General features: G+C 71.3%; 16 protein-coding genes and 1 pseudogene. 12 read left to right on the top strand and 5 right to left on the bottom strand.

Annotation, left to right across the window (positions count from 1 at the left end):
* From GXW76_RS13590 to GXW76_RS13575, 4 genes and pseudogenes are all read left to right on the top strand, one after another.
* A pseudogene (locus tag GXW76_RS13590) lies at window positions 1-381 on the top strand (hypothetical protein); the annotation flags it as partial.
* A gap of 53 nt (window positions 382-434) precedes the next feature.
* Complete coding sequence (locus GXW76_RS13585; RefSeq protein WP_211862622.1) at window positions 435-689, top strand: hypothetical protein; 255 nt, start codon at window positions 435-437, stop codon at window positions 687-689.
* A 14-nt stretch (window positions 690-703) separates the two neighbouring features.
* Window positions 704-2395, top strand: coding sequence for a gamma-glutamyltransferase (gene ggt / locus GXW76_RS13580; protein ID WP_246514263.1), 1692 nt, complete (start codon window positions 704-706; stop codon window positions 2393-2395).
* A gap of 147 nt (window positions 2396-2542) precedes the next feature.
* Window positions 2543-3631, top strand: a complete 1089-nt coding sequence (locus GXW76_RS13575; RefSeq protein ID WP_211862621.1) for an LCCL domain-containing protein — start codon at window positions 2543-2545, stop codon at window positions 3629-3631.
* 8 nt (window positions 3632-3639) lie between these two features.
* Here the strand turns inward: GXW76_RS13575 and GXW76_RS13570 are convergent, their stop codons facing one another.
* The 3 genes from GXW76_RS13570 to GXW76_RS13560 all read right to left on the bottom strand — a co-directional run bounded on the left by GXW76_RS13570 (window position 3640) and on the right by GXW76_RS13560 (window position 7100).
* Window positions 3640-4962, bottom strand: coding sequence for a carbohydrate porin (locus GXW76_RS13570; protein WP_211862620.1), 1323 nt, complete (start codon window positions 4960-4962; stop codon window positions 3640-3642).
* Between the two features lie 97 nt (window positions 4963-5059).
* A complete protein-coding gene (locus GXW76_RS13565; RefSeq protein ID WP_211862619.1) occupies window positions 5060-6430 on the bottom strand; it encodes a sensor histidine kinase in 1371 nt (456 codons plus the stop codon).
* Window positions 6423-7100, bottom strand: a complete 678-nt coding sequence (locus GXW76_RS13560; RefSeq protein ID WP_211862618.1) for a winged helix-turn-helix domain-containing protein — start codon at window positions 7098-7100, stop codon at window positions 6423-6425. Before GXW76_RS13560 ends, GXW76_RS13565 begins: the two co-directional genes overlap by 8 nt.
* Window positions 7101-7240: 140 nt before the next feature.
* Between GXW76_RS13560 and GXW76_RS13555 the strand changes: the two genes are divergently transcribed.
* Complete coding sequence (locus tag GXW76_RS13555; protein WP_211862617.1) at window positions 7241-8674, top strand: Do family serine endopeptidase; 1434 nt, start codon at window positions 7241-7243, stop codon at window positions 8672-8674.
* Window positions 8675-8779: 105 nt separating this feature from the next.
* On the opposite strand, the gene GXW76_RS13550 is transcribed toward GXW76_RS13555, so the two are convergent.
* Window positions 8780-9694 carry an aminotransferase class IV gene (locus tag GXW76_RS13550; RefSeq protein ID WP_211862616.1) on the bottom strand — a complete coding sequence of 305 codons (915 nt, stop codon included), beginning with the start codon at window positions 9692-9694 and terminating at the stop codon, window positions 8780-8782.
* Between the two features lie 123 nt (window positions 9695-9817).
* On the opposite strand from GXW76_RS13550, the gene GXW76_RS13545 reads away from it, so the two are divergent.
* From GXW76_RS13545 to GXW76_RS13515, 7 genes are all read left to right on the top strand, one after another.
* Window positions 9818-10639: an enoyl-CoA hydratase gene (locus GXW76_RS13545; RefSeq protein WP_211862615.1), complete on the top strand. Its 822-nt coding sequence runs from the start codon at window positions 9818-9820 to the stop codon at window positions 10637-10639.
* 7 nt (window positions 10640-10646) lie between these two features.
* On the top strand, window positions 10647-12275 hold the full coding sequence (locus GXW76_RS13540) for an acyl-CoA synthetase (RefSeq protein ID WP_211862614.1): 1629 nt from the start codon (window positions 10647-10649) through the stop codon (window positions 12273-12275).
* Window positions 12272-13660 carry a dipeptidase gene (locus GXW76_RS13535; protein ID WP_211862613.1) on the top strand — a complete coding sequence of 463 codons (1389 nt, stop codon included), beginning with the start codon at window positions 12272-12274 and terminating at the stop codon, window positions 13658-13660. The genes GXW76_RS13540 and GXW76_RS13535 overlap by 4 nt, the downstream gene beginning before the upstream one ends.
* A 118-nt stretch (window positions 13661-13778) precedes the next feature.
* The gene (locus GXW76_RS13530; RefSeq protein ID WP_456307108.1) at window positions 13779-14708 is read left to right on the top strand and encodes a DnaJ C-terminal domain-containing protein; all 930 of its coding nucleotides are present in this window, start codon (window positions 13779-13781) and stop codon (window positions 14706-14708) included.
* A gap of 1 nt (window position 14709) precedes the next feature.
* Window positions 14710-15039, top strand: a complete 330-nt coding sequence (locus GXW76_RS13525; RefSeq protein ID WP_211862611.1) for a MerR family transcriptional regulator — start codon at window positions 14710-14712, stop codon at window positions 15037-15039.
* Window positions 15036-15938, top strand: coding sequence for a dihydrodipicolinate synthase family protein (locus GXW76_RS13520; protein WP_211862610.1), 903 nt, complete (start codon window positions 15036-15038; stop codon window positions 15936-15938). The genes GXW76_RS13525 and GXW76_RS13520 overlap by 4 nt, the downstream gene beginning before the upstream one ends.
* The gene (locus tag GXW76_RS13515) at window positions 15935-17110 is read left to right on the top strand and encodes a Bcr/CflA family multidrug efflux MFS transporter (protein WP_211862609.1); all 1176 of its coding nucleotides are present in this window, start codon (window positions 15935-15937) and stop codon (window positions 17108-17110) included. The genes GXW76_RS13520 and GXW76_RS13515 overlap by 4 nt, the downstream gene beginning before the upstream one ends.
* 93 nt (window positions 17111-17203) lie before the next feature.
* Here GXW76_RS13515 and GXW76_RS13510 read toward each other — a convergent pair whose 3' ends face one another.
* Window positions 17204-18880 carry a thiamine pyrophosphate-binding protein gene (locus GXW76_RS13510; protein ID WP_211862608.1) on the bottom strand — a complete coding sequence of 559 codons (1677 nt, stop codon included), beginning with the start codon at window positions 18878-18880 and terminating at the stop codon, window positions 17204-17206.
* Between the last annotated feature and the right edge of the window lie 256 nt (window positions 18881-19136).

Genomic DNA, 19136 nt, shown 5'->3' with positions numbered 1-19136 from the left:
CCCCCCGTGCCCGCGCCCGTACCGGAGCCCGTCCCGGCGCCGCCCGCGCCGCAGGGCAACGCCGCGCCGGTCCCGGTCGCCCCCGTGCCGCCGCAGCGGCCCCCCGCATCGCGGCTGATGAACGTCGCCAGCGAGACCATCTCCCGCCTTTTCGTCGCGCGGGCGCAGGAGGGAATCGGGCGGGAGGACTGGCTGGGCAACGCGCAGATCACCCCCGGCAACGCCGTGCTGCTCCGGCCGCCGGCGGGGCAGGGTTGCCTGTTCAACATCCGCGTTGTCTATGTTGGCGGCAGGACCGAGGATCGTCCGGGGGTTGACCTTTGCGCCGCGCCGGAACTGCGTTTCGAAGGAAGCAAGGCGGCGCCGTCCTCCTCGCGCTGACATTCGCCGCCGCGCAGGCCGCGGCGCAGCAGGAGGCGCGCCCGCGCCCCTTCATGCTGATGAACCTCGGCCCCGCCGACATCATCGCGGTGGAGATGTCGCCCGCCGGGGAGGCGCAGTACGGCGCCTCGCTTATCGGACGCGTCGAGTTGCCGCCGGGCAATGCGCTCCACATCACCCCGCCCTCGCGCAACCCCTGCATGAACGACCTGCGGATCCGCTGGTCCGACGGCAGGACGGAGGAGCGCGCGCGCGAGGATTTCTGCCAGCCGCAGCGCGTGCTGCGGCTTTCCACGCCAGCGAACTGAACGGACCCAACGGCATGACGAGCGACTGGACGACGCGCGCGGGCACGCGCTTCACCTGCGAGAAGCGGCCGGCCACGGGCAGCCGGGGGATGGTGGTGACGAACCATCCGCTCGCCTCCGCCGCCGGTGCGGAGATGCTGGCGGCCGGCGGCAATGCCGTGGACGGGGCGATCGCGGCGCTGTTCACGCTCACGGTGGTCGAGCCGATGATGGTCGGCCTGCTCGGCGGCGGCACGGCGCATCTGCGGCTGCCGGACGGCACGCACACCATCATCGACGGCATGGCGACCTGCGCGTCCGCCGCGCGGCCCGACATGTTCACCCCGGCGCAGCCGGAGAATCCGCGCTTCCTGGAATCCGTCGGGCGGACGAATGTCGTCGGCGGCCTGTCGGTGGCTACGCCGGGCAACCTCAAGGCCTGGTGCGAGATCCTGGAACGCTTCGGCTCCCTGCCGCTGGCCGACGTGATGCAGCCGGCGATCCGCCATGCGGAGCGCGGCTTCCGCGCCACGCCCTATCTCGCGGAATGTGCCAAGGAAGCTGCTTCGGACATGGCGAAGGACCCGGCCATCGCCGCGCTCTACGTGCCGGACGGCGCGCCGCTGAAGCCGGGCCATCGCGTGGTGCAGTCCGACTACGCGGAGACGCTGAAGACCATCGCGCGGGAAGGTGCGGCGGCGCTGGACGGCGCGCTGGGCCAGGCGGTGGCCGACGGCATCGCGCGCGCGGGCGGCATCGTCAGCGCGGAGGACATCCGGGCCTACTGCACCATCGAGCGCGCGCCGCTGCGCGGCCCCTACCGCGACGTCGAGATCGTGCTGCCGCCGCCGCCCGCCTCCTCCGGCGTGCATGTGCTGCAGATGCTGAACATCCTCTCGGGCTACGACCTGCGCGCGATGGGCTTCGGCAGCGCGGATACGCTGCACCTGCTGGCGGAATGCCTGAAGATCGCCTTCGCCGACCGGGCGGTGGCCTCGGGCGATCCGGCCTTCGTGAAGGTGCCGGTGGAGAAGCTGATCTCCGCGGCCTATGGCGACGAGCGGCGCGCGATGCTGGACATGGCGCGCGCGCAGGCGTGGGGCGCGGGCATCGCGGCAGCGGAAAGCAACAACACGACCCACATCACCGTGGCGGATTCGGACGGGCGCATCGCCTGCATGACGCAGACGATCAACTCGACCTTCGGCGCGCGCTTCATCGTGCACGGCACGGGGATGATCCCGAACAACTACCTCGCGACCTTCGACCCGAGGCCCGGCAAGGCGCTGTCCATCGCGCCGGGCAAGCGGGTGACGACCTCGATGGCGCCGATGATCGTGCTGCGTGGCGGCAAGCCGGCCTATGCGCTCGGCATGCCGGGCGGGCTGCGCATCTTCGGCTCCGTCATGCAGGGGATGCTGAACCTGGTGGACCACGGCATGTCGCTGCAGGAGGCGGTCGAGGCGCCGCGCCTCTGGACCCAGGGCGACGCCGTGGAGATGGAGCCCGCCTTCGGCGAGGAGGTGCGCGCGACGCTCGCCGCGCGCGGGCATGACATCGCGCGCATGCCGCATGTCGGCGGCGGCATGTGCGCCATCGGCTTCCGGCCGGACGGGGCGATGGAAGGTGCCGCGTGCTGGCGCGCGGACGGCACGGCAGTCGGCGTCGGCGGCGGGCTGGCGCGGGAGGGCGTGCGGTTCTGGCCTGACGCGGCCGGCCCGCGCTGAGGCGCTCCGCGCCGTCCGCCCCGCTGGACAGCATGCATCGTTTCAGCGCCGGCCAGGCGGCCGGCGCCTATCGCTCGGTGGTCCGTGGCCGCCCACCCTTCTGCGCGCCACCGGGTCCTCGTGGACGCAATTTGGAGGAATGCCCTGGTGCTGGTTCCTGCTCGTCTCCTTCCTGCGCTGGCGGTCTTCGCCTGGCTGTCGCCGGCCGTCGCGCAGGACGGCCCATTGCCCAACTGCCCCGACGACTTCACCGGCCGACGAACCGGCGAAACCTTCACCTGTGCCTGCCGCGCCGGCAGCATCAACGATGGAGCGGTCTGGGGCACCGATACCTACACATCGGATTCCCGCATCTGCACCGCCGCGCGCCATGCCGGCCTGCTGAGCGCGAATGGCGGGGAGGTCGTGGTCACCGCCGCGCGCGGCGCTTCAAGCTACCGCGGCAGCACGCGCAACGGCGTCACGACGGACGACTACGAGGCATACGATTCGAGCTTCACCTTGCGGCCCGCCGCAGCGCGCACGGCCGCGCCGCAGCCTTGCCCTGAGAACTTCGCGCTCTACCGCGGCGTCGCCGAGCCGTTGCGTTGCCTGTGCCCGGGTGAGGCGACGACCGCCGGCAACGTCTGGGGCGTCGAGTTCTACACGGATGATTCCGGCATCTGCCAGGCCGCGGTTCATGCCGGCGCGATCCCGAGGACGGGCGGCGTCGTCACGCTGCGCAGCCTGCCCGGCCGCGACTCCTACGCCGGGGCGCTGCGCAACGGCGTACGCAGCAGCGTCTTCGACGCCTGGCCCGGCAGTTTTCGCTTCGAAGGCGTCGCCGCGAACGCTGCCGCCCCGGCCTCGGCCGCCGTGCCGGTGCAGGCGCCGGTCGCGACGACGCTCGCCGCGCGCGGCCAGGTGCAACTCTACATCACCTTCCGCACCAATTCGGCCGAGCTCGATGCCTCCGCCGCCGCCGTGCTCGGGGAACTGCGCGCCGCGTTGCAGGCCGATCCGGCACTGCGGCTGAGGCTCGTCGGCCATACCGACAGCACCGGCACGGCAACGCAGAACCGTCCGCTGTCGCAGCGCCGGGCCGAGGCCGTGCGTGCCTGGCTGGTGGCGCAGGGTATCGAGGCGGGCCGCCTCGCCGTCGAGGGGAGGGGGCCGGACCAGCCGCTGGCGGATAACGCCACCGAGGCCGGTCGCGCGCTCAACCGCCGCGTTTCGGCGATCCGCGTCGGAAGCTAGCCGGGGGATCAGAACCGCGCCACCGCCCGCAGCCCGACAAGCACCGCGTCTGGAAGCGAGGTGGTGGCGCTCCTCCGCTCGTCCGCCGCTCCAGCGGCGGGATTGAACAGGACCTGCATCAGCGGGCGCACGTAGAGCCGATCCGGCTCAACGGCGAAGTCGTAGTTCACTTCGAGCAGCGTCTCGTGGCTGCGCACCGGCGTCGCTGTGCCGAAGGTGAGCAGGTCACGATCGTAGCCGCGCCCCGCTTTGCCGACTCGCGCCCAGGAAACGGCGAGCGCGGCCGTGTCGGAACTCCGGCCGAAGGGCCCGTTCCAAGCGACGCCACCATCGATCTGCAGCGCGACCTCGTTGCGGTCCCCTGGCTGCGCGAAGGCGCGGGTGAAGGCCAGCACGCTTTCGGACTCGTCGCGCCAGAGCACCGCCTCGCCGACCAGGTAACCGCCATAATTGTTGCCGTAGCGCCGCGGCACGCCGTTCGAGGCCGGGTCGGCGAGTGGTCGCCCATCCGATGCGTAGCGCTGCGAGTCGAAGCCGCCATTGTGATACCAGCCGCCCAGCTTCAGGACCCAGGGCCGCGGTGCGGTCTCCGATGGCCGGGCAGCGCCCGTCACGGCCTCGCCGAGGTAGAAGATGCCGCCGCTCGTGCTGAAGGTGACGCCGTAGCGGTTGTGGTCCTGCGGGTTGGTGTCAATTCCATGACGCCCGCCCGGATTGCCCGAATAGATCGCGAGGCGCACCCCCGTCTCGTCCTTCGGGTCACCGAGGGCAACCCGGACTCCTGGCGTTGCCAGTGGATAGCCGGGCCCGCCGCCGGGCAGGGTGGAACCCAGCGCAACCGGCCAGCCGAAAGTGCCGCTGACGAGCGTGCGCGCCGATTCGATCGTGGCGAATTCCATGTCCGCCGAAAGCTGCCCGAAGCGCAGTGAGCCATGGGGGCCGAAGGAGCGGTCGAGCCAGAACTCGAAGAGCCTGACGGTCGAGACCGCCTCGATGTTGCTCGATGGCGCGAGGCCGCCGGTCAGCGTCGGCGTCGGCTGGCGACCCAGGATGCCGATCAGCGAGGCGCGGCCGGTCCATCCCTCGAGTCCGGCGAGGGTTCCGAGATCGACATCGAGGTCCGACCAGACCTGGCCGATCCCAGCCACCCCGGTCCGAACGCCGCCGCGCAGATTGGCAAAGCCGTCGACCGTGACCTCGGTCGACAGGCAGAGTCCCGGCGTCAGGGCGAAGCCCTCGGCGCACTCGGGCTGTTCTTGGGCACGGGTCGCGGGAGGTTGCGCGCAGGTCAGCGCAATCATGGCGAGGGCGGCAATGCCCCGACGACGCACGGGAATGGGACACCTTCTGGTCCGCGGGCGGGCGATCGTAGCTTCCATGTAAGGCAATGCAAATATTGGAAAATTCTGAGAGGCGACGACGCATCGTTCAATTTCGTTCGGCTCGCGTCGCCCCCGATGCCGTTGCGGTGGGCAGCGTGATGCGCGCGCGGAGGCCCGGCGCGGCATCCTCCAGTGCAATCGTCATCCCATGCAGATCCGCCACCGCCCGTACCAGCGCCAGCCCGAGCCCGCTGCCTGGCGTCGAACGTGATGCATCGAGCCGGTGGAAGCGGCGGAACACCTTCTCGCGCTCCGCTTCCGGGATGCCGGGGCCGTCGTCCGTGACGGTGAGCGCGCCCCCCCGCAGCGCGAGCGCGACGCGCCCGCCCACCCGCCCATGGCGGACGGCGTTCTCCACCAGGTTGGCGAGCAACTGCGTCAGCAGCGCGGGATCGCCTGTCAGGGCGACGTCCGGGGCGATGTCGGTGGCCAGCGTCTGGCTACGCGCCTCGGCGGCCGGGGCATAGACCTCGGCGACGGATTCCGCGACCGCGGAAAGGTTCACCTGGGTGAAGCCGCTGCGCTGCGTGCCGGATTCCACCTGTGCGATGCGCAGCAGCGCGGCGAAGATCTCAAGGAGGTTGTCGGCTTCGCCCTGCGCGGCGGCGATGGCTTCGGCAGTCGGTGCGCGTGCGGCGTCGTCGAGCCTCTGGCGCAGGCGGGTCAGCGGCGTGCGCAGGTCGTGGGCGATGTCGTCCGTCACTTCCCGCAAGGCCGCCATGAGCGACTGCAGGCGATCGAGCGTGGCATTGATGCGGGCGGCAAGGCGGTCGAACTCGTCTCCGCCCGCTCCAGGTTCCAGCCGCCGGGTGAGGTCGCCCGCCTGCACCGCAGCGAGCGCCGCCTCCATGCCCGCCGCGCGCCGCGCGACGCTGCGGCCGATCAGCAGCCCCCCCGCGAGGCCCAGTACCAGCACCACGGCGCCCACCCAGACCGCGGCGGTGAGCAGCCGCTGCTCCAGCTCGCGGACGGCGGAAAGGTCCCGCCCCACCACGATCGCGCCGCCGCCGGGCAGGGGGGCGGCGAGCATCAGGACCGGCGCATCCGTCCCGCCCGGCAGGCGGATGCTGCCCTCGCGCCAGCCCGGCTCCGACGGCACGCCGGAGAGGTTGCCGGCGACGCGATGCCCGTCCGGTGCGGCCAGCAGGTAGAACTCCGCGCCGGAGCGGTCGGCGGCCATGCGCGCCTCGATCGACAGCGCGATACCGCGCGCACCCGACAGCGCGCCGGATTGCAGCAGCACGCCCATCCCACGCTCGATCTCCTGCGCCGCCTGGCGCGCGGCGAAGCCGGCGGTGGACCACCAGGCGACACCGCCCACCAGTGCCGTGCCGGCCAGCGTCAGCAACAGATGCAGCAGCGTCACCCGGAAGGCGGTGGTGCGCGCGAAGGCCCAGCTGGAATGGATGTCAGCCATCGGCACGAATGACGTAGCCGGCGCCACGGACGGTGTGGATCAAGTCCCGCTCGAAGCCCTTGTCCACCTTGCCGCGCAGGCGGCTGATATGGGTCTCGACCACGCTCGTCTTCGGATCGAAGTGGAAGTCCCAGACGCCTTCGAGCAGCATGGTGCGCGTCACCACCTGGCCTTCGCGGCGCATCAGATATTCCAGGAGGCGAAACTCGCGCGGCTGGAGATCGATGCGCTGCCCGGCGCGAGTCACCGCGCGGCGGATCAGGTCCATCTCCAGGTCGGCCACGCGCAGGACGGTCTGTTCCTGTTGCAGCGGCGGGCGGCGGGCGAGCGCGTTGATACGCGCGAGCAGTTCCGCGAAGGCGAAGGGCTTGGCCAGGTAGTCGTCGCCGCCGGCCTCGAGTCCCTCCACCCTGTCGCCGACGCCGGCGCGCGCGGTCAGGAAGATCGCCGGCGTGGCGATCCCGGCGGCGCGCACCGCGCGGACCATCGACAGGCCATCGAGCTTGGGCAGCATGCGGTCCACCACCATCACGTCGTGCCCGCCGCCGGTGGCGAGGAACAAGCCGTCCTGCCCGTCCGCGGCGCGGTCCACGACATGCCCGGCTTCCTCGAGCCCGCGCGCGACATAGGCGGCGGTCTCGGCATCGTCCTCGACGAGCAGGATCCTCACGGTGCCTCCGGTGTCAGTCCCGCGCAGCATACGGATCGGTAAGGGCGGCGACAGGGGGCGGGGATGGTGGGGCGTGTCTTCTGCGATCCGACGCCCCGCCATCGCGGCGGGGCCCCGATATCCTGACCGGGAGAGACGACATGCCGACCCCCTTCAACCGCCGCCGCCCCGCCCTGATCGCCGGCGTGCTGGCGCTCGCACTCGGCACAACGGCGCTGACCGCGCTGCCGGGCATCGCGCAGCAGGCCCCGCCGGTCGCCGCCGTGGCGCTGCCGCGCGCCGTCGGCCCGGACTTCGCCGATGTGGCCGCGCGCGTCGCGCCGTCCGTGGTCCGCGTGCTGACCACCGAGCGCGTCCAGGCCGCCGCCGAGGTGCCGCCCGAACTGCGCGGCACGCCGATGGAGGAGATGTTCCGCCGCTTCGGCCGCCAGGGGCCCCAGCAGGGCCAGCGTCGCGCCGGCCAGGGTTCCGGCTTCGTGGTCGATGCCGCCGGCTACATCGTGACCAATGCGCATGTGGTGGGCGAGAACGCCCAGGTGCAGGTGGTGCTGGCCGACGGCCGCGAAATGCCGGCCCGCGTGGTCGGCCGCGACACCGCGACCGACGTGGCGCTCATCAAGGTCGAGGCGGGCGCGCCGCTCGCGGCGCTGTCCTTCGGCAACAGCGACAGCACGCGCGTCGGCGAATGGGTCATGGCCATGGGCAATCCCTTCGGCCTGGGCGGCACGGCCACGGCGGGCATCGTCTCGGCGCGCGGCCGGCAGATCGGCGCGGGGCCCTATGACGACTTCATCCAGACCGATGCGCCCATCAACCCCGGCAATTCGGGCGGCCCGCTGTTCAACGCCACCGGCGAGGTGGTGGGCATGAATACCGCGATCTTCTCGCCTTCCGGCGGGAACATCGGCATCGGCTTCGCCGTGCCGGCGCGGATCGTGACGAACGTGGTCGCGCAGTTGAAGGATCACGGCTCGGTGCAGCGCGGCTGGCTCGGCGTGTCGTTGCAGCCGATGGATCGTGACCTGGCCACGGCGCTCGGCATTGCCGACGCGAAGGGTGCGCTGGTCGCCGCGGTGGAGCCGGACAGCCCGGCCGCCAAGGCGGGGCTGCGGGCGGGCGACGTGATCACCGCGATCGACGGCCGCCGCATCGAGAACCCGCGCGACCTCGCCGCCGGCGTGGCCGACGTGGCGCCGGGCCGGACCGCGACGCTCGCGCTGCTGCGCGACGGGACGGCGACGGAACAGCGCGTCGAGATCGGCAACAATCCGGCCAACGCGCCCGTCGCGTCGAAGCCGGGCCCGGCGGGGCAGCCTTCCCTCGGCATCGCGCTTGCGCCGCGGCGCGAGGGTGGCGTCGCCATCACCCGCGTCGAGCCCGGCAGCGTCGCCGAGGAGCGTGGCCTGATGCCCGGCGACGTGGTGCTGCGCGCCGGTGAGCGAGAGGCGCGCCAGCCGCGCGACGTGATCGAGGCGGTGAACGCCGCCCGCGGCGCCGGCCGGCCCTCCATCGCGCTTCAGGTGGAGCGCGAGGGCAACCGCCGCTTCATCGCCCTGCCGCTGCGCGCGGCCTGAGGACCCGGCGCCCGGAGGACCCATCCCCCTCCTCCGGGCGACCGTGCGGGACGTCGCCGCCGCCATTTCCCCCTCGGCGGCACGCCCCCGGACGGCGCACGTCGGTCAGATGACCGGCGTGCGCCATTCCGCATGGGCGTTGGTGGTGCCGCGCACCACGGCCTCGTAGGCGGCCTGCAGCCGCATCGTCAGTGGGCCGGGCCGGCCATCGGCCACCGGAAGGCGGTCCACGCTCGTGACCGGCACCAGTTCCTGGCCCGTGCCGCAGAGGAAGACCTCGTCCGCGACGTGGAGCTCGGTGCGGTCGGCGCGGCGTTCCTGTGCCGGGATGCCATGCTCTGCGGCGAGTTGCAGCACGGTGTCGCGCGTCACGCTTTCCAGGATGTCGCTGTCACGCCCGGGCGTGACCAGCGCGCCGTCGCGCACCAGGAAGAGGCAGGCGGCGGCGGCCTCGCTGAGCTTGCCGTCGCGCGTCAGCAGGATGGGCGCGTCATAGCCGTCCGCCTTGGCCTGGAGCGTGGCGATGCGCCCGGCGTGGTAGTTCGCCGTCGCCTTCACGCGCGCGGGCATGGTGTTGTCCGCGATGCGCGTCCAGGAGGAGACGCAGACCGAAAGCCCGCTCTCGCGTTGCGGCGAGCGTTCGCGGGGGGTGGCGGCGCAGACCCAGCCGACCTTGCCGGTGGTGGCCTGGGAGCCACGGCTTTCGATGTGGACCTGCAGGCGGATGTAGCAATCGTCGTCCGGCGCATTGGCGCGGACGGAATCGAGCACGCCCTGGCGCAGCGCGTCGCGCGACGGCGGGTCGTCGAAGCGCAGGAACTTCATGCCCTGGTCGAGCCGCGCCAGGTGTTCCTCCAGCCGGAAGACCGAGAGGCGGCCGGTCGATGGGTTCATGTAGGCGCGGATGCCCTCGAACACCGCGGCGCCATAGGCGACGCCGACGGCGAGGGGGTGGATGCGTGCCTCCTCGAAGGGGATCGCCTTCCCGTTCTGGATGATGGTGTGGGCTGTCCAGGCCATGCACGGCTCCCCCCTGCTGCTCTCGCGGCAGGCTGGCCCCAGGGGCGGGGGCCGGCAAGGGGGTGCCTTCAAGCGGCGGGGCCGTACGGGCTATACTCCGCCCGCACGGCAGGAGGACGACCGATGAGCGCGGCAAAGGACATGGGCGCGGAAGCGCCGCTGCTGCTGCGGGAGGACGGCGCCGACGGCGTCGCCATCCTCACGCTCAACCGTCCGGCGGCACGCAACAGCCTGTCGCTGCCGATGCTCGAGGCACTGGAGAACGCCTTGGCCGCGATCGGCGAGGACCGCAGCGTGCGCTGCGTCGTGCTCGCCGCGGCCGGCCCGGTGTTCAGCGCCGGTCACGACCTGCGGGAGATCACCGCGCACCGCGCCGACGCCGATGGCGGGCGCGGCTTCTTCGACCGGGCGATGGAGACCTGTTCGCGCGTCATGCAGGCCGTCGTCGGCCTGCCGCAGCCGGTGGTGGCCGCTGTACAGGGCGTGGCAACGGCGGCGGGCTGCCAGCTCGTGGCGAGCTGCGACCTCGCGGTGGCTTCCGACCAGGCGCGGTTCTGCACGCCGGGGGTGGATATCGGGCTGTTCTGCTCGACGCCCGCGGTGGCGCTGGCGCGCGCCGTGCCGCGCAAGGCGGCGATGGAGATGCTGCTGCTGGGCGACATGATCCCGGCCGACGAAGCTTTCCGCATCGGCCTGGTGAATCGCGTGGTGCCGGGGGACAAGGTGATGGAGACGGCGCTGGCACTCGCCGGGCGCATCGCCGCGCGGTCCGTGCTGACGGTACGGATGGGCAAGAAGGCCTTCTACCGGCAGGTGGACCTGCCGCTCGGCGAGGCGTACCGCGAGGCCGCCTGCGTCATGGCCGAGAACCTGATGGCGCATGACGCCGCCGAAGGGATCGGTGCCTTCCTGCAGAAGCGCCAACCCGTCTGGGAAGATCGTTGAGGGACACATGACCGATTACGAGACGGGGCTGGCGCGCAACGCCGCGAACCACCAGCCGCTGACGCCGCTGCTGTTCATGGAGCGCGCGGCGCAGGTCTTCCCGGACCACCTCGCGGTGGTGCACGGCGCGACGCGGCGGAACTACCGCGAGCTGCGCGAGCGCTGCGTGCGCCTCGCGCATGCGCTGGCGAAGCGCGGCATCGGCCGCGGGGACACGGTGGCGGCGGTGCTGCCCAACATCCCCGAGATGCTGGAATGCCATTACGGCGTGCCGATGGCCGGCGCCGTGCTGAACACGATCAACACGCGGCTCGATGCCGCGACCATCGCCTACATCCTCGACCATGGGGAGGCGAAGGCGCTGATCGTGGACAAGGAATTCATGCCGGCGGTGCGGCTGGCCCTGGTGCAGGCCAAGGCGAAGCCGCTGGTCATCGAGGTGGACGACGCGCTCGCGCCCGCCTCCGCGAAGGGCGAGACTCTCGGCGGCATGGACTACGAGGCGCTGCTGGCCGAGGGCGATCCGTCCTTCGCCTGGCCGCTGCCGCAGGACGAGTGGGATGCGATCACGCTGAACTACACCTCCGGCACCACGGGCAAGCCGAAGGGCGTGGTCTATCACCATCGCGGCGCGCAGTTGCTGGCGGTGGGCAACGTGCTGTCGGCGGAGATGGGCAAGCACCCCATCTATCTCTGGACGCTGCCGATGTTCCACTGCAACGGCTGGTGCTTCCCCTGGACCGTCACGGCGCAGGCCGGCGTGCATGTCTGCCTGCGCGCCGTGCGCGGCGCCGACATGTGGCGCCTGATGGACGAGGAGGGCGTGACCAACATGTGCGGCGCGCCGATCGTCATGGCGACGCTGCTGAACACGCCGGAGACCGAGAAGCGGACGCTGCCGAAGCAGGTGAAGTTCATCGTCGCCGGCGCGCCGCCGCCCGAGGCGGTGCTCGCCGCCATGCAGGCCGCGGGCTTCGCCGTCTGCCACGTTTATGGCCTCACGGAGTGCTACGGGCCGTCGGTGGTCAATGAATGGCATGAGGCATGGGGCGCGAAGACCGGCCCCGAGCAGGCCGCGCTGATGGCACGCCAGGGCGTGCGCTACATCGCGCTCGAGGGCCTCGACGTCCTGGACCCCGCCACGATGCAGCCCGTGCCGCCGGACGGCGCGACGCTCGGCGAGGTGATGATGCGCGGCAACGTGGTGATGAAGGGCTACCTGAAGGACCAGGGCGCGACCGAGTCCGCCTTCAAGGGCGGCTGGTTCCACACCGGCGACCTCGCGGTGAAGTATCCGGATGGGTACGTCCAGCTCAAGGACCGCTCGAAGGACATCATCATCTCGGGCGGCGAGAACATCAGTTCGATCGAGGTCGAGGACGCGCTCTACAAGCACCCCGCCGTCGCGGTGGTGGCGGTGGTGGCGAAGCCCGACGAGAAATGGGGCGAGACGCCCTGCGCCTTCGTCGAGCTGAGGCCGGGCGCAAGCGCGACGGCGGAGGAGCTGATCACCTTCTCCCGCCAGCACCTCGCGCATTTCAAGGTGCCGCGGCAGATCATCTTTGCCGAACTGCCGAAGACCTCCACCGGCAAGATCCAGAAGCATGTCCTGCGCAGCCAGGCGAAGGAAGCATGAGCACCGTCGATACCGTTCTCGCCCACGCCGCCGCGCGGCGTGAGGAATCCCGCGCGCGCTGGTTCGAACTGCTGCGCATTCCCTCCGTCTCTGCGCAGCCCAAGCATGCCGGCGATTGCCGCAGGGCGGCCGAATGGGTGTGCGAGCAACTGCGCGCCATCGGCTTCACCGCGAATGTGCGCGAGACCAAGGGCCATCCGGTGGTGGTCGGTCATCATCCCGGCCCGACGGGCGGCGGGCGGCACCTGCTCTACTACGGGCACTACGACGTGCAGCCGCCGGAGCCGCTGGAACTCTGGACCAGCCCGCCCTTCGAGCCGGTGCTGACGGACGGCCCCAACGGCCCGCGCGTGGTCGCGCGTGGCGCGGTGGACGACAAGGGCCAGACCATGACCTGGCTCGAGGCGCTGCGCTTCTGGCACGAGACCGCCGGCGGCCCGCCCTGCCGCGTCAGTGTGCTGGTGGAAGGCGAGGAGGAGATCGGTTCCCGCAACCTCGCGGAATTCCTGGAGGAGAATGTCGAGGAACTGCGTGCCGACCTCGCCGTGGTGTCCGACACCAACCAGTGGGACGCGAAGACGCCGGCGATCAGCACGCGGCTGCGCGGCATGCTCTACACCCAGATCGACATCCGCGCGGCGAACAAGGACCTGCATTCCGGCCTGTTCGGCGGGTCCGCGCTGAACCCGATCAACCTGCTGACGCGCATCCTCGGCGACCTGAAGGACGAGAGCGGCGAGATCCTGATCCCGGGCTTCTACGACGAAGTGCCGGACCTGCCCGAGGCACTGCGGAAGCAATGGGATGCGCTGAACTTCGACGAGAAGGCGTTCCTCGGGGGCGTCGGGCTGTCCGTGCCGGCGGGCGAACTCGGCCGCGGCGCGCTGGAACGGCTTTGGGCGCGGCCGACGGCGGACGTCAACGGCATCTGGGGCGGCTACATGGGGGAAGGTTCCAAGACCGTCATCCCGGCCGAAGCCCATGCGAAGGTGTCCTTCCGCCTGGTGCCGGGGCAGAGCCCGACGAAGGTGCTCGCGGGCCTGCGCGACTTCATCGTCGCGCGCCTGCCGGATGACGCGCAGGTCTCGATCCAGGTGTTCAGCATGAGCGAGGGCATCGAGGTGCCGGCCGACAGCCCCTACATCACGGCCGCGAAGGGCGCGTTGGAAGCGACCTTCGGCCGGCCGGCGGTGCTGATGGGCTGCGGCGGATCGATCCCTGTGGTCAGCAGCATGAAGAGGATTCTCGGGCTCGACAGCCTGCTGGTTGGCTTCGGCCTCGACGACGACCAGGTGCACAGCCCGAACGAGAAGTTCGACCTGAACTGCTTCGAGAAGGGCATCGACAGCCATGTCCGGCTGCTCGGGGCGCTCGCCGGGGGCTAGACGGCTTCCGTTCGCAAGGGCTCACGGCGGCCGCTCCAAGCCCTGGTTTTCGCCAGCATCTTTACCCGATCAGGTGAGTCCACCTGATCGGGGCCTGCTCCAGCCGGCACGAGGAGGCATCGTGAACGAGGATCCCTACGACGTCCTGGGCGTGAAGCGCGACGCGTCGCAGGACGCGATCCGCAAGGCCTACAGGGCGCTCGCGCGCAAGCTGCATCCGGACCTCAATCCGGGCGACAAGGCGGCGGAGGACAAGTTCAAGGCGGTTTCCGCCGCCAATGACATCCTCGGCGATCCCGAGAAGCGTGGCCGCTTCGACCGGGGCGAGATCGACGCTGCGGGCCAGGAGCGGCCGCCCGAGCCGCCGCCGCACTACTACCGCGACCACGCCGGCGGCGCCGGCGCCTATCAGACCGATGCCGGCTTCGCCGACATGGTCGATGAGGACGAGTTGCTCGGCGCGCTCTTCGGTCGCGGCGGGCGGCGGCGAGGGGGCGGGGCGCAGTTCCGCATGCAGGGCGGCGACATCCATGCCCGCCTCGACATCGAATTCCTCGATGCGGTGAACGGCGGCACGAAGCGCGTGACCCTGCCGGATGGCAGCACGGTGGACGTGACCATTCCGCCCGGCACGCGCGAAGGCCAGGTGCTGCGCCTGCGCGGCAAGGGATCTCCCGGCCTTGGCGGCGGCCCGGCCGGCGACCTTCTGGTGGAAGTCAGCATCGGGGAGCACCGGCACTTCACGCGCCGCGACGACGACATCCTCCTCGACCTGCCGGTGACGCTGCCGGAGGCGGTGCTGGGCGCGAAGGTCGAGGTGCCGACACCGGCCGGGCCGGTGATGGTGACGGTGCCCAAGGGGTCCAACACCGGCACGGTGCTGCGGCTGAAGGGGCGCGGCGTGCGGCGGAAGGACGGTACGCGCGGCGACGCCTTCGTGACGCTGCGACTGGTGCTGCCGGACACGCCGGACGCCGAGCTCGAAGCCTTTGCCGAGCGCTGGGCGGCCGGCAAGGCGCAGAACCCGCGCGCGGGGATGGAGGGCTGACATGGCCGAGGACACCGACAGGCTGCGCCGGCTGCACCTGCAAGCAACGACGATTGAAAGCTGGATCGCCGCAGGCTGGATCGCGCCGCGCGCCACCGAGGCGCCGGGCTACACCGAGGCCGACCTCGCCCGCGCCTGCCTGATCCGCGACCTGCGCGAGGCGATGGGCGTCAACGAGGAGGGCGTGAGCGTGGCTCTCGACCTCCTCGACCAGATCCACGGGCTGCGGCAGGCGCTGCGCCGGGTGGCTACCGCGGTGCATGGCCTGCCCGAACCGGCGCGCCAGGAGATCCTGGTGGTGCTGCGCGAATTGGATGAAGGATCGGCATGAGCGCGTTTCACGGCGTCTTTCCCTATCTCGTTTCCCCCGTCGCGCCGGACGGCGCGGTGCTGGAGGGCGAACTCCGTCGATTGGTGGACCACCTGATCGCGGCCGGTGTGCACGGGTTGACGCCCCTCGGCAGCACGGGGGAATTCGCCTACCTCGACACGGCGCAGCGGCGGCGGATCATCGAGGTCGTGGTGGACCAGGCGAAGGGCCGCGTGCCGGTGGTGGCCGGCGTCGCCGCGACCACCACGGCCGATGCGGTGCGCCAGGCGAAGGATTATGCGGCGATCGGCGCGGATGGGATCCTCGCGATCCTCGAAGCCTATTTCCCGCTCTCCGAGGCCGCGGTGGTCGCGTACTTCACGGCCATCGCGGATGCGACCGACAAGCCGGTGGTGCTCTACACCAATCCGAACTTCCAGCGGTCCGACCTGACGCTGCCGGCGATCGACAGGCTGTCGCAGCACCCGCGCATCGTGGGCATCAAGGATGCGTCGACCAATACCGGGCGGCTGCTGTCCATCCTGAACCGCACGGGCGGGCGGCTCGAGGTCTTCGCAGCCTCGGCGCACATCACGACCGCGGTGATGATGATCGGCGGCAAGGGCTGGATGGCCGGGCCGGCCTGCGCGATCCCGCGCGAGAGCGTGCGCCTGTACGAACTGTGCCGTGCCGGGAAGTGGGATGCGGCGATGACGCTGCAGCGGGCGCTGTGGCGGGTGAACGAGTTGTTCGCCGCGCATTCGCTCGCCGCCTGCATCAAGGGCGCGTTGCAGATCCAGGGCTTCGCCGTGGGCGACCCGGTGCCGCCGCAGGCGCCGCTTTCGGCGGAAGGCCGCGCGGCGGTGGAACAGGCCCTGGCGCTCGCCGCCGAGGCGCTGTCCGCCGCGCCCCGGGCGTGAGCGCGCCGAGCCATCGTCGCCTCGCGCTGGTCCTTGGCGCGCTGGCAGGGATCGGGCCTTTCTCGATCGACATGTACCTGCCTGCGCTGCCGGCGCTGGGGGCGTCGCTGGGCGCCTCGCCGGGGGCGGTGCAGGGGACGCTGGCGATCTACTTCCTGGGCCTGGCCTGCGGGCAGGTGGTCTATGGACCTCTGGCGGACAGGTACGGGCGGCGCGGGCCGCTTTTCGCCGGGTTGGGCCTCTACACGGTCGCAGCGGTCGCCTGCGCGCTGGCGCCGGACATCCAGGCGCTGACCGTGGCGCGACTGGTGCAGGCGCTTGGCGGCTGCGCGGGCATGGTCATCGCGCGCGCCGTGGTGCGCGACGTGACGGATGAACGAGGCTCGGTTCACCTGATGGCGCAGATCATGCTCGTGATGGGCGTGGCGCCGATCGTCGCGCCGATGGTCGGCGGCGCGGTGCTGCCGGTCTTCGGCTGGCGCGGCATCTTCTGGCTGTTGGCGGCCTATGGCGCGACGATGTTCACCGTGATCGCGCTGTTCCTGCCGGAGAGCCTGCCATTGGAACGCCGACGCCGCGGCGGCGTGGCGGAGGTGGCGGGTGTCTGGCGCGGGCTGCTCGGCAATCGGCGCTTCATGGGGCACGCGCTGACGGGCGGGTTCATCATTGGCGGGATGTTCGCTTACATCAGCGGCTCGCCCTTCGTGTTCATGGAACTGCATGGCGTTTCGGCGGGGCAGTTCGGGTTCTATTTCGGGGCGAATGCGCTTGGCATCATGGTGACGGGGCAGGTGGTGGGGCGGCTGGCGCAACGCGTCGCGCCGGCGCGGCTGCTGCCAGTGGTGCTGTGGGTGCCGCTGCTGTCGGGGCTGACCCTGGTGTTTGTGACCGCGACGGGCATCGGCGGTTTCGCGACGCTGCTCGTGGCGTTGTTTGGCTATATCGCGATGATTGGGGCCGTCATGCCGCTGACGACCGCGCTTGGGATGGGGCCGCATGGCGCGGTGGCGGGCAGTGCATCCGCGCTGATGGGCACGCTGCAGTTTGGGATCGGCGCGGGCGTCGGCGCGATACTCGGCGCGCTGCAGGATGGGACGGCGGTGCCGATGGCGGCGGTGATCGCGGGGTGCGGCTTGGCAGGGTGGACGGCGCGGCGGGTGCTCGCGAGGTAGCCGGGGAAGCCCTTCGTCCCCGGTACCCGGTCATGGTTTGCAAAGGCCTTTCGGCCTTTGCCGGGTGGTCCGGAGGGCAGGGCCCTCCGGTTCCTACGCGCGCGCCCTCTCCGCGTGCTTCCCCATGGTGGAATACGGCGCATAGGGCGGCACCGCCCCGATCGCGCGCATATCCACTTCCACCAGCGCCGGTCCCTTCACCGCCAGCGCCTGCGCCAGCACCGTGCCGACCGTCTCCGCGCTCGACACCCGGAAGAAGGGCAGCCCCGCCAGTGCCGCGAGCCCCTGCAGGTCCGGGGTCAGCAGGTTGTCGCCGAACTGCCGCCCGTCGGCGACCGCGTCCTGGATGTGGCGGATCACGCCGTAACCGCCGTCGTTCATCACCATGGTGACGAGGTCGGGCTTCTCCTGCGCGACGGTCCAGAGTTCGCACATGCCCAGCGAGAAGCCGCCATCGCCGCACATCGCGATGGTCTTGCGCCCCTGCGCCGCGATCGAGGCGCCGATGCCGAGCGCGAGGCCCGGTCCGATCGCCGCGCCCACGGGATAGACGGAGTTGCGCGGGTCGTAGAGCGGGAAGATGCGGTTGCCCCAGGTGGAGTTGGAGATGGTGACGTCGCGCACCCAGACGCCGTCGCGCGGCAGGGCGGCGCGAATCGCATCGGGGAAGGGGGCGTAGGGGCCGAGGGTCGCGAGGTATTCCTCACGCGCGCGCGCCTTCATCGCGGCGAAGTCCGCGGCGAAGCCGGCATCGACCGAGGCCTTGCCGGCGAGCCGGTCCGCGATGCCTTCCATCGCCAGCGCCGCGTCGCCATGCACGAACAGGCTGTTCGGATAGGTGCGGCCATTGGCGGTGGCGTCGCTGTCCACATGGATCAGCGTCTTCGGCAACTTCATGGAGAAGTCGCCCGTCTCGTGCCCGCGCAGGCGGGACCCGACGACGAGCATCGCATCCACGCTGCCGTAGAAATCCTGTACGCGCGGCGATCCGTTGCCGTGCATGCCGCCGAGGGTCATCGGATGGTCCTCGGGGATCGTGCCGCGCCCGTTCCAGGACGACACCGCGCCAAAGCCCAGGTCCATCAGCCGCATCGCCGCCGCGCGCGCCTGCTTCGCGCCATTGCCGAGCCACAGCATCGGCCGCTTCGCGCCGGCCAGGATCTCGGCGGCGGCATCGAGTTCCGCCGGGCTCGGCGGCAGCGGCGCGGCGATCGGCAGTTCCAGCGCGTCGAGGCCCGCGGGCCGCGCGGTCGGCGTGCGCTGCAGGTCGATCGGGATCTCCACGCTCACCGGGCCGCGCGGGGCGGAGAGTGCCTCGGCCGCCGCGCGCACCAGCACGCCGAAGGCCTCGTTCGCCGTGCGCACGCGATAGGCGGCCTTGCAGGCCGCGGCGAGCATCGCCGTCTGCCCCGGCACGTCGTGCACCGTGCCGGCGTCGCGGTCGATATGCTTCGTCGCCGTCTGCCCGGTGATGTGCAGCACCGGGCTGCCGGCGAAGCGCGCCTCCACCAGGCCGGGGATGGCGTTGGCCATGCCGGGCCCGGTCGAGGTGAACAGGACGCCGAGATGCCCGGTCACGCGCGCATAGGCATCGGCCATGTGCGCGCCGCCCATCTCGCCGCGCGCCATCACGTAGCGCAGCGCATTGCGTTGCCCGATCGCGTCCAGCATCGGGATGTTGTGCACGGAGACGATGCCGAAGACGGTCGAAACCCCCATGCGCGGCAGGATATCCGCGACGAGATCTGCGACGGTGTACTGGCTTTCCATGAAGTGGCGTTCCCTTTGCTGTGGGGCGGAGTGTGCCACGCGACGCGCCGAGGGGAAGGGGGGCGCGATCGCGGCGCGCCCGATGGTGGTGCCCCCGGTCGCGGTGGATCTCGGGGAGCTGCTGCGGAAGGGGCGTCGGCCGCATGTGAGCCGGTGGCCGTTCGGCCTCGAGAGCGGCCTCGTCGCGCGCAGGGAATCCGGCGACATCCGGTCCAGGATGATTCGGCGGCGAGGAACGTGGCCGCACGAGAGGGTC

It is taken from the genome of Neoroseomonas soli (assembly GCF_018129065.1).
Lineage (GTDB): Bacteria > Pseudomonadota > Alphaproteobacteria > Acetobacterales > Acetobacteraceae > Neoroseomonas > Neoroseomonas soli.
The sequence above is the reverse complement of the archived record's forward strand: the minus strand, read 5'-3'. Positions and strand labels throughout refer to the sequence as shown.